This is a genomic window from Bradyrhizobium sp. BWA-3-5, from assembly GCF_032917985.1.
Taxonomy (GTDB): domain Bacteria; phylum Pseudomonadota; class Alphaproteobacteria; order Rhizobiales; family Xanthobacteraceae; genus Bradyrhizobium.
Window position 1 is genome coordinate 524,872 of the sequence record NZ_CP136626.1, and the last position, 14,588, is coordinate 539,459.

The window sequence follows — 14,588 nt, forward strand, 5'->3', positions numbered from 1 at the left end:
AAACGGCCGGCCGTGTCCTGTTTCCAGACTTCGAGCTCCGCTTCCTCCTTGAAAAGACGCACAATGATCGGCGAGTATTTTGGCATCTTCTTCTGTTCGAGCAGCGAGAGCAGCTCGGGTGGCAGCTCCTGTGTTGCCTTGGCCGGCAACGGTTTTGTGCTTTGGCCAAGGCACGTGACAGGCATCAAAGCCGCGGCAAAAGCTGCTGCCAGCGCGAGCGCATGTCGCACCATGGCGCGGATCACTGCTGCACCTCCAGCCCTTCCGCCCGCGCGCCGCTAACTCTCGAACCCGACGAACACCGTAGCTTCCTCGACCGACTTCCGCTCCGACACCACCGCATTCGCCGGAAACGTTTTATCCGGCCAGCCCAGCGCGATGCTTTTCATGATGACCTGATCGTCGGCGATCCCTGCGTGCTCGCGCACCACGGGGGATTGCATGATGCCCTGGCTGTTGATCACGGCGCCCAGCCCGCGCGACCAGGCGGCATTGACCAGGGCGGTCGCCACGGCGCCGCAGTCGAAGGGCGTATCGTCGCTGCCGTCGAGGACGCGATCATAGGTGATGATCACGCAGACCGGCGCGTCGAACTGACGGAAGCCGCGCAGCACCCAGTCCTGGCGTTTTTCCTTGTTGTCGCGCTCGATCCCCATCGCGGCGAATAATTGCTTGGCGACGCCGATCTGCCGGTCGCGGTGCTTGCCCGCGAAGGGCTGACCCGTGCGAAACTCGCGCGACTGTGGGATGCCCGCCACCATCCGCTCCGTGTTGCCGGCGCGGATCCGATTCAGCGGTTCGCCTGATATGACGTAGAAATTCCAGGGCTGGGTGTTCATCGACGACGGCGCACGCATCGCCAAGCCAATGATTTCCGCAATCAGCGCCTTGGGTACCGGATCGGGTTTGTAGCCGCGGATGCTCCGGCGACCGAGGATGACGTCATCAAACCGCATCTGTGTGGAATTCCCCTGATGAATTCTGAGAACAGGCTCGGATTTTCGCGGTTTCCGCAGCTCAGCGCAAGCGGCGGCGGCGCGTCCTCGACGGTCCAGCCACGCGAAACATGATCGCATCGATGTTGCGCGCACTTAAGTCGTTAGCAAATTTCCGGGATGATTTGCCCGACGTGTCAAGTTTTAGGTCCAAACCGTCGGTTGCGCCGGCCACGGGCTACTGTGCATGGGGTTGTTTTCGATATTTTTGGGGTAGGCGCCGCGGCAAGCTCGTGCCGCCCTTAGCTCGCCGTGGGCTGGCGGCATCGCCAAAGCTGCACCGGCTCTCGCGTGACGCCCCCTTCGTAACCGGCGCGACGGCTCACATGGTCCTATCTATCCGCGGAGCTCGCAGCTATTCCACCAGCAATTCTTCAAATCAGCAGGTCGTGAGACCCATGTCCTGCGAGTTGATGCTGATTGCTATTGCCGTGACCAGCCGCGTGTTCCTCCATGGCCGCCGGACCTGCCTCAAGGATCGCCGCCACCTCAGTGATGTGATCCAGCGGAGCGGGCAAATCGTGAGGCTGTTCCAGCTCGACCGTCGAGATGGTTGGGGCAGGGGTGGTTTGGTTATTGAAATGGAATGCCTGTTCGTGGCCGGCACCCTCAGCCCCGGACACAGATTCAGCCGGCGGAGCGGCCGCTGACGCGTTTGCAACGACGGATCGTGATGGGTGCTGTGAGTTACTTTGATCGGCGCTATTGTCGGAAGCCACACTAGTTTCAGCGGGCTCGGGCGCTTCCACGTTATTTGCAGCGGCCGAGTGTGACGGAAGCTCCGGTTTGCTGTGTTCAGGTGTGACGGCCGGCTCTGTCGGCTCATCGGCTGAAGCAACCGCCGAGTTCGACGCGTGCTTCGAATTACCGTGGTCCGCGCTGTTGCCGGAAGAGGCGCCGGTTTCGGCGGGCTCGACATCTTTTATCTTGCTTGCCCCGGCCGAGTGGGAAGGGTGATCCGAGTTGCCGTGCCCGGGTGTGCCCGGCTCTGCCGACTCGTCGGCTGAAGCCTTCGCCGAGTTCGACGCGTGCTGCGAATTACCGTGGTCCGCGCTGTCGCCGGGAGAGGCGCCGGTTTCGGCGGGCTCGACATCTTTTATCTTGCTTGCCCCGGCCGAGTGGGAAGGGTGCTCCGAGTTGCCGTGCCCGGGTGTAACGGCCGGCTCTGCCGACTCGTCGGCTGAAGCATTCGCCGAGTTCGACGTGTGCTGCGAGTTACCGTGACCCGCGCTGTTGCCGGGAGCGGTGTCAGGCTCGGGGGGCTCGACATCTTTTATCTTGCTTGACCCGGCCGAGTGGGGAGGGGGCTCCGAGTTGCCGTGCCCGGGTGTGCCCGGCTCTGCCGACTCGTCGGCTGAAGCCTTTGCCGAGTTCGGCGCGTGCTGCGAATTGCCATGACCCGCGCTGTTGCCGGGAGCGGTGTCAGGCTCGGGGGGCGGCGCGACGACCGGTGTCAGGATTGGGGCGCCTGGCATGGCAAACTCGAAAGATTGAGGTCCAGCGGCTACATTCGCCTTGCCGTGCTCGATGGCCGCTGTGCCCGCGTTCGCGTGGGCGGGCTCGTTCTTGTGTGTGGGATGTTCCTCCATCGGGACGGATGCGTGGCTCTGAGCCGGCGCGATTGATGATGGGTACGCAGACGCATTAACCGCACCATCGTTGCTCGCTTCTGTCGCATAAGGCGAATCGTCACCGAAACTGGTGAGTTTGGTCGAAACGTTGGAACCGATGCGTTCCCGCGCGAAGTGAAATCTGAAGCCGTCGTCGGCTGAGATGGTCCAGATGTGGCCCGTCTCGCGCGTGCTCTCTCTCGCCTCCGCTTCGTTGAAAGCATCGGTGCTGCCCGTTGTCGGATCGGTCCCATCGCGCGCGGTCGCCTCCAGCAGCAATGCAGGATCGATTCCCGCCAAAGCCGCCGTGACGGCCGCCGCATGCGGCTCGTAGACAAAATCCGACTCCGCAACGGAGACGACTCCCTGCAAGTGGATTTCGAGCAGGGCCGAATCGCCGATATCGAGGCGGTGATCCGTCGGATTCACATAGACGATCGTTTCATTGGTTGTGGGGTTGTAGATCCAGGCAAGGGTATGCGGCGGCACCGACGTGCTTGTCGACGTAAGGTGCAGGAACGCCAGCGCGCCCAAGGCAGCCAGGTTGATCTTGTCGCCGCCCGATGTGAAATCGGCGATGGTGTCGAAGTTGGTAGAGTTGGAATCTTTCGCTGAAAGATAGACAAGGGCGCCATCACCGTTGCGGCCCGCCAGTTGGTCACCGCCATGTCCGCCGGTGGCGGTATCGTTGCCGGTGCCGCCGTTGCCGGTGGCGGATGCTGCAGAGATCGCGTCGTCTCCACCGTTACCCTTGATCGTATCGTTCCCTGAGCCGCCGTGGATAACACCCGCCAAGCCGGCGCCGCTGAGGGGGTCGTCACCGGCGGCGCCATGAATGAGCTGGCTCGCTTTTTCTTCTCCCGGGACGCTCTTGTGTCCAAGGGCGCCGAATGCGAGCGGCGGATGGGGGGCGGCAATCGTTCCCGGAGCAGGGTTGTCGACATCATTCGAGCCCGCATCGCTGGCGCCATGAATGGTGATCGCCGCCACGTGCGTGGTGCGATCCATCGCGGCGACCGCGGACGTGTCGATCAGGGTTTCGCGGGGGTCGGGGACCTGCACTGCGGCATTCGCGTGGTCGAGTGCGTAGATCCAGGCGCCGGCGGTCGTCATGGTGAAGGCGCCATAGCCTGCATGGTTCTTTAGTGGATTCGGGGCAAGCGCCGGCAGGGGGGACGACGGTTGCGCCGTGGGATTGTCGGTTTGGCTATTGTTGATCGCTTGCAGCAGCGGCGAAATCAAAAGACAGGGCGTGCTGGATCCAATCGGGCCATGGCCTCTCGCCGTGCTGGACAGAACGGCCTGCTCAGCCGCGTGCAACTCTTCCCTTCTCGCGGTCGAGGTCGTGGCTTGGCTGATCTTGCTGGTGGCCCCTCCTTGGGGCCGCACGACGGTCTCGCTGTGATCCACAGCGACGGTGTGCCGGAGGATCGCCTTTTTCCAGACATCAAATGCGGGGTGCTCAAGATCCCCGTAGGCGGTGCTGCCGTCATCCAGGAACGCGTTGCTCGTTTCCGAAGCCTTGACGTCGTCCAAGATCGCGAACGCCAGGGCAGCGAGCGCGAGCGTTCCGAAGCCGGCGGGGCGCTGCAACAACGCGATGGTGGCCAGCACGGTCCTGTTACTGATTTCAAGCTTCTGAAATATGTTGTGGAGGTGCACTTTGACTGTGCCACCGGAAATGTTCAGCTGGCGTGCGATCTCCTTGTTCGACAAGCCTTCGGACACCAGCCGCACAATTTGGCTCTCGCGCTCCGTCAGCAGCCCCAGCAGTTTTTCGATCTTGGCGGCGTCTATTGCCTGGCCATTTGGCGAAAGGTTTTGGGATCGCTCCGGTGATGCGCTGATGTGCTCCGTTATCAGCCTCAGGGATCGCAGCATGATGTCGGGGGTTGCGTACCTCGAAATTGCACTGCAGGCGCCGGCCGCGATTGCCGCGCTGAGATCATCGTCTCCTTCGGATTCGGTAAAGAATACCAGACGAGTAGGAAGATGCTCGGCCTTCGCAATGGCAAGGATCTCGAACGGCGTCACGTCAGGCAACGTGTTGGCAAGAAGTGCGACGTCGGGCGCCAAATTCCGAATTGATTGAAGGCAGCTTGCTGCGGTGCTACAGGACGCAATGACCTCGAAGTCGCGCTGTGCCGCAAATACCGATTTCAACCCCTGCAGAACGATCGGTTGTTTGTCTGCAATCACCAGTCGGATGCAGCGCGTGAATGTTCCGCGATCGGCAGACACATCTAGCATGGGCCTGACCTCGCTAGCCCAGCGCGGTGCGGTATCCCTCTTGCTGCCCCCAGGCAAAGTCGCAATTGCCTGGCGCCGGCAGCCCGGGCTACCCGCCGCAGTGTCTGAGCGGGATAATTCATTCTCCAGGACGAAAGCGAGCTAGCTGTCATCGTTTGCGTCTTGGTGCGTCGCGAGACGCGGCCTACCCTATGAAAGCCTTAGATATCATGCGTTTAGAATGAACCGTTTTTGCCTCTCACCGCAAGCCCAGATCTGGGTTAAGGACCATGGGCCGCTGAGAAAGGCCTACTCGGCAATTGCGCACCCCGCAGTTGTCGCCGGCAACCCTCTCATAGTACGCGTGTTGAACGCTTGCGCGTTCTGGCGCATCTTTCGTCGATGGATCATGAGCGGGAGAAAGTGGCAGTCAGTGAAAAATTGGCGCGCTGCCGACAGCTTGCCAAAGAGTATTGTCATGAGCCAACGGCAGCTCACCTTCGGGAATTAGAGGCAGAATTGCTGGCTCAGCTTCGCCGATTGGAGGAGCCATAGGGTGCCTCCCCTCGGGCACCCCTTGCAAGCCAGTGAATGACGGTTGATCTGGCGCCCGATCCTATGTCCATCGATATATGGCCTGGTACGGAACAAAAGCGGTAACGCTGTCCTTATCGAGGAACGCCGATGCCGCTGAAATATTATCAAGCCTTCGAACTGACCGCAAAGGACGAAGCCATTACCCGTATCGACCTTCATTGCACGAGCCTGGAAGATGCCAAAGAGCGGGCGAAGCAGCTCGTTCAGGACAGGCCGGTGGAACTTTGGGAAGGGCCGATGCGGATTGCCAGATTTGAACCGGTTAATTGAAGCCGGTAATCTCACCGTCTTAAGTGGCGCGCTTGCCTGTAGCGATCAGGCCGTCCCCGATCGCTGAACCGCACGATCATACGCCTCGATTGTCGCCTTGGCGCGATCCGCGACTTGCGCCGCCGTCATGCCGGGCTTGTAGAGGCTGCTGCCGAGGCCGAATGCGGTGATGCCGGCCTTCGTGTAATCAGCAAAATTCGTATCGGAGACGCCACCCACCGCGGCGATCATCAGGTCGGCGGGAAGAACCGCGCGAATAGCGGTGATGCCGGCGGCCCCTAGCACGCTGGCCGGAAAGAACTTGAGGCTCGAGGCGCCTGATTTGGCGGCCAACAACGCCTCCGTGGGGCTGAACACGCCGGGCATCGTGACCATGCCGCGGGCCCGGGCGCCGGCGATGATCTCGGGATCGACGTTGGGAGAGACCATCAGCCGGCCGCCGACGTCATGCAGCCGCGCGACGTCATCGATCGTCAGGACGGTCCCCGCGCCGATCAGGGTGCCGGCAGGCGCGCGCTTGACGGCGATCTCGATCGTGCGGAATGGCTCCGGCGAGTTGAGCGGGATCTCGATCGCCGTCATGCCGCTGTCGATCAGCACGCTGACGATATCAGCCGTCTCTTCCGGCCTGATGCCGCGCAGGATCGCGACCAGCGGACGCTTCATCGGGGGAAACGGAATAGCCCTCATTTCATACGCTCCAAATCGCTGCAGCGGCCATTGAAAGACCGCGCCGAACTGCTTCCTCGGCACCGATGGATCGGACGGAAATGCCAACCGTGTCAAACGCCGATTGGTACAGCATCTGGAGCCTTCCCGAGGCCACCAATGTGATGCTGGTCCTCGGCACTTCGCCGGCGAGACCGCCGGCCAGTTCAAGGCCGATCAGCGTGCCCGATATTTTTTCGCGGGCCGAGGCAGGCGTGCCGCCCTGGAGGAGCTGTCCCGATCGCACCTGAAACAGCAGGTTGCTTGCCAGCGCCGGTCGCTCGAACGCGGCGATGACCGCCGATTTGTAGGCGTCGATATCTTCTGCCGCATCGGCGCCGGCCACCGTGAGCGACAGAATGGTGTGGTGCGACACCGCGCCGAACAATTCACCTGTCATGAAGGTAGCGAACCGCGCGACGATCCCGCCCTGCACGCTGACCCATTTTGAATGCGTACCCGGCATGCAGACGAGAGCGTCGGCGGCCGCCTCGAGGCCAAGGGCGCCGAGCAATTGCGTCTCCTCGCCACGCATTACGTCGGGCGCGCCGCGGTCGCGCTGCGCGATTCCCGGGAGGATGCGGATGTCACGATCCTGTCCGGGTACCGCGACCGCTTGTTTCAGCACGGATGCAAGCGGCGCCGGCGTGTCGACATAGCCGGCTTCGACCCAGCCCTGCCGGGCGCCGGCCATGCCGCAGATGATCACGGGCAGTGCTGGCGCGGCGCCGACGGCGTCGAGATGTGATTGCAGCACGGCCGCAAAGCCGCCCTTGCCAGCGGCCATCATCCCCTCATCGCTGCGCCGCTCCGCCAGTACGTTGCCGGCGCGATCGATGAGCCACAGCCGAAAGCTGCTCGTGCCCCAATCGACCGCGACATAGGCTGCCTCGCTCATTCCACGTCCGTCCGCTGCTATCTGCGCCTTGCGACATGGTACCACGCCGCATCGCCCGTGAGCTACGCCTGCTTTCCATTTGATTTGCAGCGGCGCAATCAGCATGATCGGAGGTTGTGCGGGGCCGCGCCGTTGACGCGCAGCTTCGCCAACAAGCACAGTCCGCGACAACGCGGCATGGCAATAAAAAGAAAGATCCGGGAGGAGACATCGTGAACAATTTTCCCCTCAAGCGCGCGCTCATCGGCCTTGGCCTGCTCGCTGCGGCGCTATCGCCGCAGGCGCAAGCGCAACCGACGGCAAGGACGGTGACGCTGGTGGTGCCGTTTGCGGCGGGCGGCGGCACCGATACGGTCGCGCGCCTGATCGGAGAGCGGATGTCGCGCACGCTCGGCCAGACTGTGATCATCGAGAATGTGGTCGGCGGCGGCAGCACGCTGGCCAATGATCGCGTCGCGCGCTCGGCGCCCGACGGTTCGACCATCCTGATCAATCACGTCGCGCTGCTCGCGGCGCCGAGCCTGTTTACCAATCTTCGGTATGACACGAATACCGCCTTCGAGCCGGTCGGCCTCGTCAACAATGCGCCGATGATTCTGGTTGGCCGCAAGTCGATTCCCGGCGAAAGTCCGAAGGATTACGTGGCCTGGATCAAGGCGCAGCGCGACAAGGCGAATTTCGCGCATGGCGGTATCGGCACCAACAGCCATTTGTGCGCGGTGATGATGGGCAATGTGCTCGGCTTCAAGCCGACGGTCGTGGCCTATCGCGGGTCGGCGCCGGCGATCGCGGACCTGCTGGCGGGGCAGATCGATCTACTGTGGGACCAACTCACCAATGCGCTGCCGCAGGTTCAGGCCGGAGCGCTGCACGGCATCGCCATCACCTCGCCGCAGCGGCTCGAGCAGGCCAAGGATGTCCCCACCACCGCCGAACTCGGCATGCCCGAGGTCAGCTACACGATGTGGCATGGCCTCTATGTCGCGAAAGGCACGCCGAAAGAGACCATCAATGCGCTGAACGCCGCGCTTCGCGCGGCGCTGGCCGAGCCGGAGCTCGTCGAGAAACTCAAGCAGCTCGGCACGCTGCCGTTCCCGAAAGACGAGCTGACGCCCGAGGCGCATGCGCGCCTGTTCGCCGCCGATCTGCCGCGGGTAGCAAAGCTTATCGAAAGTTCGGGGATCAAGGCGAGCGAAGCGAAGTAGGCCGTCGGTCGGCGAACAAGATCGGCTGCGCCGGAAAGGCGGCGCGGCCCCCGTTACACGTTCAGATCGTGCGGTGCGAAGGCAGTGACAGCAAAACCATCGGACCATTGTGCAGACGGTTCGGTGGTCGGGGCTGCCTCTGAAAACGCCGGCGCTCTGCTGGTTCCTGCTTCGGAGGAACTGATCGACGTCGAGTTGCTCTCTGGCAGGTCGATGGCATCCGAAATTTTGAACTCGGACTTATCGTCCTTGAAGCAGAAGGTGTCGTTGGTGCCCCTGATGATGATTGTCACGACCTGCGGCGTGCCGTCGATGGTGGTCACCGTGAAGCAGTCGGTCAGCGTGTCGCAATCATTGAGGGTCCGCAATTCGTAATTGGCGTTGTCGAGCTTGTAGGTCCAGACACCATCTTCCGTCATCGTGAAATTGCCATAGCCGTGATCGCTGGCTGTCGGCTCGTCGACCGCAGTGAACGTGTTGGGCGTGTTGTCGACATCGGTATCGGTGAGCGTGCCGGTCGCAATCGGATCGCCGTATGTGCAAGCGCCAGCTTCGGTGACTGATCCTGTCGTTTCGCCACAAATGACGGCCTTGTCATTGACGCCGTTGATGGTGATCGTCACCACCTGCGGCGTGCCGTCGATGGTGGTCACCGTAAAGCAGTCAGTCAGCTGGTCTCCAACGTTAAGTGCCTGTACCGCGCAATTGCCATCGTCGAGCGTGTAGGTCCACGTGCCGTCCGCGGACATCGTGAATGTGCCATAGCCGGCGGCGCTAGCCGTCGGGCAACTGACCGCCGCAAAACCGGGCGCGTTATCGACGTCGGTCGCGGTGAGCTTGCCGGTCGCGGTCGGCGGGTCGCACTTGGTGCCACTGTCCTCGGTCACTGAGCCGGCTGTGGCGCCGGAAATGACCGCGGCGTCATTGGTGCCGTTGATGATGATTGTCACCAACTGGGGGGTGCCGTCGATCGTGGTCACCGTGAACGAATCGGTCAGTTTGTCGCCGACATTGAGTGCCTGCACCGCGCTGTTGGAATCGTCGACCGTGTACGTCCATACGCCGGCCGCCGTCATCGCGAAGGTGCCGAAGCCATTCGCACTCGCAGCTGGAGTATCCACCGCGGTGAAACTATTGGGCGCATCGTCGACGTCGGTGCTGGTGAGCGTCCCTGTGGCGCTCAGACTGGCGAACGCGGCATGGGCGGCGCTGCCGGCTTCGACGGCGGTGCCATTGGTGGCGCCGGAGACGATCGCGGCATCGTTGACGCCATCGATGGAAATCGTAAAGAGTTCATCGCTCGAGAGCGTGCCGTTGGACACGGTAATCGTGAAGTCGGTCGTAGTCGGTGCAGTCAGCGCGTTGATCGCATCATTATTCGGAACGAACGCATAGGCGCCGGTCGTACTGTCGACGTAAAGCGTGCCGTAGGGGCCAGCTTTCGACACATCGTAAGTTACCCCGTCGATTGCGGTGCTGCCCGCGGTTCCTCCGATGATGCCGAAGGTCAGCGTTGCCCCGTTGGGGCTGCTGGCAACAAAAGTGCCGCTCGTCGCGGTGAAGAGGTCAAAGACCGCCGTGTCGATCTCGGTCGGCCCGATCACCGCATTCAATGTCGGCGGCGCGGGCGGAGGGGGTGGTACCTGTCCGATAATCATCTCCGGGGCGGATGCCAGGATTACCGCCGGCAAAACGGGCAAATCCTGCTCTCTGGAAGTGGCATCGGTCTCGATGAAATTGATCGGTTGCACCGGCAGCTTCTCGAGGGGAGGCGGCGTGCTCGATCCTGTCGATCCCAATCCTTGCTCGTAAGTGGCGAGCGCCTCCTGCTGGGCTGCCTGCAATTCGGCCATTCGCGCAGTGGAGTTCGTACTCGGGCTAATGCTGACCGAGGACCCCTGCGAACGCAGGGTCATGGTCTCCCCGGGATCGTCGATGAGGATGTGCCGCGGGACGGCCTCCTTGGTGACCAATTCGAAGGAGCCGTGTTCGAGATCCTTGTACGTGATGTTTCCGTCGTCCAGGAATGTGACGCCAGGGTCGGCGGCCTGGGCCTGCTTCCCAAGGGCGAAAGCGAGTGCCGAGAGCCACAGCATGCCGAACCTGCCGGCATGAGATCGGCTTCGCGAGCCGCCGGCCGCGGCCTGAACGTCCTGCGTATTGGCGTGGGTCCCGACGAGCATTTGCCTACCCCGTCTGCCACTTACCCCGTGCAATTTTTCACGAGCCGGCCTTGCCTGGCCCGTGAGGTCAAAAAGCCGGGCTGCCGCTGGCCCGGACTGCCAGCTGCTGAAAAGTTCCTAAATCTAAATTAGCCGATCCGCAGGCGTCAGGCGTTGGGCTCAAAAGGAGTAATCCTTTCGGGTAGCAAGGTAGACGATGCCATCTCCGGATATCGAGTCAAGGGTCGTCGCGACCGGAATTGATCACGACTTCGCACGCCATGGCGTGCGCGCGGCTAACTGACCATCAGGCGTGGGGCGGCACGCTCGCTCCAAGCAGCGTGCCGCGCCTGGTGCTGCCGGATCAGTCAAGCTTGACGTTCGCTTCGCTGACGACCTTGCGCCAGCGCTCGACTTCTGCGGAGACCATCTTCGCGAAGGCCGGGCCGGTGACGTCGGGCACGTCCGAGCCGTTGCGTTCCCAGGCCTCCGTGATCGCGGGCACCTGCATCGCTTTCCGCAACTCCTTTGTCATCTGCTCGACGATCGCCGGCGGCGTATTCTTCGGCGCGAACACGCCGTACCAGGTCGAGACTTCATAGCCGGCAAGGCCGGCTTCCGCAGCGGTCGGAAGATCGGGGAAGGCCGGCACGCGCTTCGGTGCGGCGACGGCGAGCGCGCGGAGCTGTCCGGCCCTGACCGGGGCGGCCGACGAGCCGAGGCCGTCGAACACGACAGGCACGTGGCCGGCGATCAGGTCCTGCATGGCGGGGCCGGCGCCGCGATAGGGCACGTGCTGAATGTTGGTCTTGGTCAGGATCTTGAACAGCTCGCCGGCCAGATGGTGCGTGGTGCCGGCGCCGGCCGAGCCGTAATTCAACTTGCCCGGATTGGCCTTGGCATAGGCGATGAATTCGGCCAGCGTCTTGGCGGCGACCTTGTCCGGATTGACGACGACCACCTGCGGCGGCCGCGCGATCAGCGCCACCGGGATAAAATCCTTCTCGATGTTGTAGTCGAGATTGGGATAGAGCGAGGGCGCGATGGCGTGATGCGCAGCGCCGACGAAGAAGGTGTAGCCATCGGGCGCGGCCTTGGACGCCGCGGAGGCGCCGACGGTGCCGCCGGCACCGGCGCGGTTCTCGATCAGCACGCGCTTGCCGAGCTGGGTATCGAGCTGGGCCGCCAGCGGGCGGGCAAAGGCATCGGTGCCGCCGCCGGCCGCGAACGGCACGATGAAGGTGATCGCCTTGTCAGGCCAGGTCTGGGCCTGCGCCGCGATTGGGGCCTGGCCGGCGACGGCGGCTACGACCGCCAGAAGTGTGAACAGGGCGCACCGGACAACTCTGGGCTTCACGGCATTTTCCTCCGGTTATTGCAATCGGCGTCCGCGCTGGCCAGCGGCGCGACCTTGATTTTTGCAGGTCCCGGCTCCGCTGCTGGCGGGCCGGGCGATGGGCCCCCACCGTATGCAAGATGCCAGGCACGATCCATCAAAATGAGCGGCCGGACCCCGGCATGCACCGGGGCGTTTGGTCGCTCCCCAAAAGTAGCAGACGACCGGTCGGAGAGGGTGGGTGAGCTATCCGGCAGGAGAGGGGGCGATCGCACTGGTCGCGGGTGGCGCGGGACGCAGCAGAAGCACGATCAGCACGGGAAACAGCGGGGCGATCCGGGCTACGGGAAACAGCAGGGGCGGCTCAGCATCGGAAATAGCCAGATCATGGACGCCAGCGTCCAGCACCACAGCGGCAGCGGCGCGCTGCGCGCCATCAGCCAAAACGCCACGGCGATCGCCAGCAGCGTCCCGTCATAGGGGCCGGAATGCGGTGCGGCGAGCACGGTCGCGGCGAGAAAGACGGCGGTCTTTTCCAGTTGAATCAACGAGGCCAGCCGATCGGGCGCGCCGAGCAGAACGGCGCAGGTATAGACGCTGTAACCCCCCATGCGGCCAAACTCGATTCTGGTTCGGGCTGACGAGATTTTCAATGATGACAGGAAACCAGCGCAGCCACAGGTCCCAGCCGAAGACCAGTCCGCTCGCAATCATCAGTGCGAGCGCGGATAGTCCTGACGCCACCAGCGCGCGCCACCGACCGGCAGCAACCAGCGCGATGGGGACCAGGATGCAGAACTGCGGTTTGAACGTCAGCAGTCCCAGCACCAGCCCGGCAAGATAGGGCGCCGGTCGAGCAGGCTGAAGCCGCCGACGATCAGCGCCGCGACCAGAAAGACGGCCTGACCGTCGATCATATTGATGGCCGACGCCGGACAGATCAGCACGGCTGCGAGCAGGGCACCCGCTCGCAGGACGGCTTTCGTGCTCGATCGCAGCGCCAGCGCCAGCAGCGCGCCGCTTGCGATCTGAAACGCCACATAGGAGCCGAAGAAGCCTTGCGGCGCGAGCGGCAGCAGCATCAGCAGGAAGCTCGGCGGATAGGCCCATGGCCGGAAATCAAGCGGAGAAGAGAGCCAGGCAGCAAACGCCGTGTTGGTTCTGGCAGATCAGGCAGCGGTGTCCGCAGCGGCCAGGACGCCGGTGCCGCGCCGATTTTGCTTTCCCCGAAGATGAAAATTCGCCCTTGTCGCGCCGGCCAAATGGACTCTGGTTGCAAAGGCAAATATGCTCATCTTGAGAATGTGGGGGGCGTGCTGATGAAGTTTCGTGTTGCCGCGGCCGCAGCCTTGCTGTGTGCGATGGCCAGTTCGATTGCCGATGCGCGGGGGCCCTACGGCTCGATCAGCATCGGAAACTGGCAGGGCGGCGCCTATACAAACGACCAGACAGGAGCCTTCTCTCATTGCGCGGCAGGCGCCCGATACGCCAGCGGCATCTATTTCCTAGTGACGATCGATGGCAATGGCGGGTGGGGTCTCGGCTTCATGCATGAGCAGTGGAAGCTCACGCCGGGACAAGCCTTTCCACTGACGCTGACGTTCGACGGCCAGCAGCCCTTCAATGTCCATGGCGTCCCGATCGCCGACAAACTGGTTCGCGTGCCGATGCCAAGCAATTCCTCGCTGATCAGCCAGTTCCGGCGGGCCAAGGCGATGACGGCCTATACGCAGGGACAGCTGTTCCAGTTCAATCTCGATCAGACCGGGCAGCTGTTGCCGGTGCTGGCGAATTGCGTCGCCAAGATCAAGCAGTCGGGATTGGCGAGTGCCGGCGACTTCAATGTGCTGCCCGCCGCCAAGCCGGTCGCCGCAGCGGCGGCGCCGGAGCCCGCGCCGGGCAAGCCTGACAGGCTGCTCGATCAGGCCGGCAGCGGATTTCTGGTCAGCACGAACGGACATCTCGTGACCAACGCGCATGTCGTGCAGGGATGCATCGGCGACATTTTGGGCAATCTCACCGGCGAGGCGCCGACCAAGTTGCGCCTCGTCTCGAGCGACGAGACCAACGATCTGGCGCTGCTGCAGGCGACGGGCTCGTTCAAGGAGGTCGCCAGGATCAGGGACAAGGCGATCCAGTCCGGCGACAGCGTGGTGGCGATCGGCTATCCCTTTCACGGCCTGCTGACGTCGGACTTCACGGTGACGACCGGGATCGTGAGCTCGCTGAGCGGCCTTCTCAACGACACGCGCTTCCTGCAGATCAGCGCCGCCGTTCAGCCCGGCAATAGCGGCGGGCCGCTGCTCGCTTCCAGCGGTGACGTGGTCGGCGTGGTCGCGGCGAAACTCAATGCTCTCAAATTCGTGCGCGCCACCGGCAACATTCCCGAGAACATCAACTTCGCCATCAAGACCGGCGCTTTGCGCGATTTTCTCGACAACAGCGTGGTGTCATATCAGACCTCCGACGCCAACGCGGAATTGAAGACGGCCGACATCGCGCGCAACGCGCGGGCGTTTACGTTCTTGATTTCCTGCAAGGTCAAGGCGAAGGAGAGAGAGGCGGCGAAGAACTAGGG

At 63.0% G+C, this 14,588-nt stretch carries 10 protein-coding genes and 1 pseudogene; 3 read left to right on the forward strand and 8 right to left on the reverse strand.

What is annotated here, in order from left to right:
* Positions 1 to 278: 278 nt before the first annotated feature.
* Both RX331_RS02500 and RX331_RS02505 read right to left on the reverse strand, forming a co-directional pair.
* The gene (locus tag RX331_RS02500) at positions 279 to 956 is read right to left on the reverse strand and encodes a nitroreductase (protein WP_317258368.1); all 678 of its coding nucleotides are present in this window, start codon (positions 954 to 956) and stop codon (positions 279 to 281) included.
* A 413-nt stretch (positions 957 to 1,369) separates the two neighbouring features.
* Positions 1,370 to 4,855 (reverse strand): LuxR C-terminal-related transcriptional regulator, encoded by a 3,486-nt coding sequence (locus RX331_RS02505; protein ID WP_317255088.1) that lies wholly within the window; start codon positions 4,853 to 4,855, stop codon positions 1,370 to 1,372.
* Between the two features lie 663 nt (positions 4,856 to 5,518).
* Between RX331_RS02505 and RX331_RS02510 the strand changes: the two genes are divergently transcribed.
* Entirely contained in the window at positions 5,519 to 5,701 is a 183-nt protein-coding gene (locus RX331_RS02510; RefSeq protein WP_317255089.1) for a hypothetical protein, read from the forward strand.
* Between the two features lie 45 nt (positions 5,702 to 5,746).
* Here RX331_RS02510 and RX331_RS02515 read toward each other — a convergent pair whose 3' ends face one another.
* Together RX331_RS02515 and RX331_RS02520 are read right to left on the reverse strand one after the other, a co-directional pair.
* Positions 5,747 to 6,391, reverse strand: a complete 645-nt coding sequence (locus RX331_RS02515) for a 2-dehydro-3-deoxy-6-phosphogalactonate aldolase (RefSeq protein ID WP_317255090.1) — start codon at positions 6,389 to 6,391, stop codon at positions 5,747 to 5,749.
* 1 nt (position 6,392) lies between these two features.
* The gene (locus RX331_RS02520; RefSeq protein WP_317255091.1) at positions 6,393 to 7,307 is read right to left on the reverse strand and encodes a 2-dehydro-3-deoxygalactonokinase; all 915 of its coding nucleotides are present in this window, start codon (positions 7,305 to 7,307) and stop codon (positions 6,393 to 6,395) included.
* 212 nt (positions 7,308 to 7,519) lie between these two features.
* On the opposite strand from RX331_RS02520, the gene RX331_RS02525 reads away from it, so the two are divergent.
* A complete protein-coding gene (locus RX331_RS02525; RefSeq protein WP_317255092.1) occupies positions 7,520 to 8,512 on the forward strand; it encodes a Bug family tripartite tricarboxylate transporter substrate binding protein in 993 nt (330 codons plus the stop codon).
* 53 nt (positions 8,513 to 8,565) lie between these two features.
* Here the strand turns inward: RX331_RS02525 and RX331_RS02530 are convergent, their stop codons facing one another.
* From RX331_RS02530 to RX331_RS02545, 4 genes and pseudogenes are all read right to left on the reverse strand, one after another.
* Positions 8,566 to 10,695, reverse strand: a complete 2,130-nt coding sequence (locus tag RX331_RS02530) for a VCBS domain-containing protein (RefSeq protein WP_317255093.1) — start codon at positions 10,693 to 10,695, stop codon at positions 8,566 to 8,568.
* A 343-nt stretch (positions 10,696 to 11,038) separates the two neighbouring features.
* Entirely contained in the window at positions 11,039 to 12,031 is a 993-nt protein-coding gene (locus tag RX331_RS02535) for a tripartite tricarboxylate transporter substrate binding protein (protein ID WP_317255094.1), read from the reverse strand.
* Positions 12,032 to 12,351: 320 nt separating this feature from the next.
* Entirely contained in the window at positions 12,352 to 12,621 is a 270-nt protein-coding gene (locus tag RX331_RS02540) for a hypothetical protein (RefSeq protein WP_317255095.1), read from the reverse strand.
* 94 nt (positions 12,622 to 12,715) lie between these two features.
* Positions 12,716 to 13,092 (reverse strand): annotated as a pseudogene (locus RX331_RS02545) (glycosyltransferase 87 family protein); the annotation flags it as partial.
* A 237-nt stretch (positions 13,093 to 13,329) separates the two neighbouring features.
* On the opposite strand from RX331_RS02545, the gene RX331_RS02550 reads away from it, so the two are divergent.
* Positions 13,330 to 14,586 (forward strand): S1C family serine protease, encoded by a 1,257-nt coding sequence (locus RX331_RS02550; protein ID WP_317255097.1) that lies wholly within the window; start codon positions 13,330 to 13,332, stop codon positions 14,584 to 14,586.
* Positions 14,587 to 14,588: the final 2 nt, after the last annotated feature.

Coding starts and splice junctions, on each gene's coding strand:
- RX331_RS02530 (WP_317255093.1), bottom strand. CDS start 10,695: ATGCTCGTCGGGACCCACGCCAATACGCAGGACGTTCAGGCCGCGGCC.
- RX331_RS02520 (WP_317255091.1), bottom strand. CDS start 7,307: ATGAGCGAGGCAGCCTATGTCGCGGTCGATTGGGGCACGAGCAGCTTT.
- RX331_RS02540 (WP_317255095.1), bottom strand. CDS start 12,621: ATGGGGGGTTACAGCGTCTATACCTGCGCCGTTCTGCTCGGCGCGCCC.
- RX331_RS02500 (WP_317258368.1), bottom strand. CDS start 956: ATGCGGTTTGATGACGTCATCCTCGGTCGCCGGAGCATCCGCGGCTAC.
- RX331_RS02510 (WP_317255089.1), top strand. CDS start 5,519: ATGCCGCTGAAATATTATCAAGCCTTCGAACTGACCGCAAAGGACGAA.
- RX331_RS02550 (WP_317255097.1), top strand. CDS start 13,330: ATGAAGTTTCGTGTTGCCGCGGCCGCAGCCTTGCTGTGTGCGATGGCC.
- RX331_RS02505 (WP_317255088.1), bottom strand. CDS start 4,855: ATGCTAGATGTGTCTGCCGATCGCGGAACATTCACGCGCTGCATCCGA.
- RX331_RS02515 (WP_317255090.1), bottom strand. CDS start 6,391: ATGAGGGCTATTCCGTTTCCCCCGATGAAGCGTCCGCTGGTCGCGATC.